This is a genomic window from Mesorhizobium sp. WSM4871, assembly GCF_055811295.1.
This window is the reverse complement of record NZ_JBVVPU010000056.1, coordinates 1-804: the sequence shown is the minus strand read 5'-3', so window position 1 is coordinate 804 and position 804 is coordinate 1. Positions and strand designations below refer to the sequence as shown.

Genomic DNA, 804 nt, shown 5'->3' with positions numbered 1-804 from the left:
TTTCGCGCAAGGCAGCGCAATTGCTTGGCTAGTGTTGCCAAGTGAAGGCCGCATTCTCGCCGCTACAATATGGGAGGACTTGATGTCGCAGGAATTGGATTACCTCAGCCGCTACGTCGTTGCAGGCCGGTTGACCCGACGTGAATTTCTCGGCCGTGCGACGGCGCTCGGCGTCTCAGCGACATTTGCGAGTTCGCTCCTCGCCGGCGCCGCGCGGGCTCAGGGGCCTGTTCGCGGTGGCATAATCAAAGCCGGCCTCGGTACTGGCCAAGCTACCGACAGTTTGGATCCAGCGGCCATCGGCAGTAACGTCCCGATCGTTTTCAGTAAATGTTGGGGCGAGTTGCTGCTGGAAATGACCCCCGACGGCGGCATCGAATACCGCATCGCCGAGGAAATCGACTCGTCGAAGGACGCCAAGACCTGGACGATGAAAATCCGCAAAGGCGTCCAGTTCCACAATGGCAAGGAAGTGACCGCACAGGACGTCGTCGCCACCCTCGAGCGCCATTCGGACGAAAAGTCGAAATCCGGCGCGCTCGGCATTCTGAAAAGCATCGAATCGTTCAAGGTTGATGGTGGCGACGTCGTGATCACGTTGAAAGAGTCCAACGCCGATCTGCCCTATCTGATGACAGACTATCACCTGATCATCCAGCCCAATGGCGGCAAGGATGATCCTGCCGCTGGCATCAGCGCCGGTCCCTACAAGGTCACCGTCAACGAGCCGGGTGTGCGTCACGGCGGCGAAAAGTTCAAAAACTACTGGCAAGGCGACAAGTACGGCCATGCCGATCAGGTCGA

At 58.7% G+C, this 804-nt stretch carries 1 protein-coding gene; it reads left to right on the top strand.

Annotation, left to right across the window (positions count from 1 at the left end; translation table 11 throughout):
* Window positions 1-82: 82 nt before the first annotated feature.
* The coding region (locus AC0L2H_RS32470; RefSeq protein ID WP_473593672.1) for an ABC transporter substrate-binding protein at window positions 83-804 on the top strand (722 nt) is incomplete at its 3' end.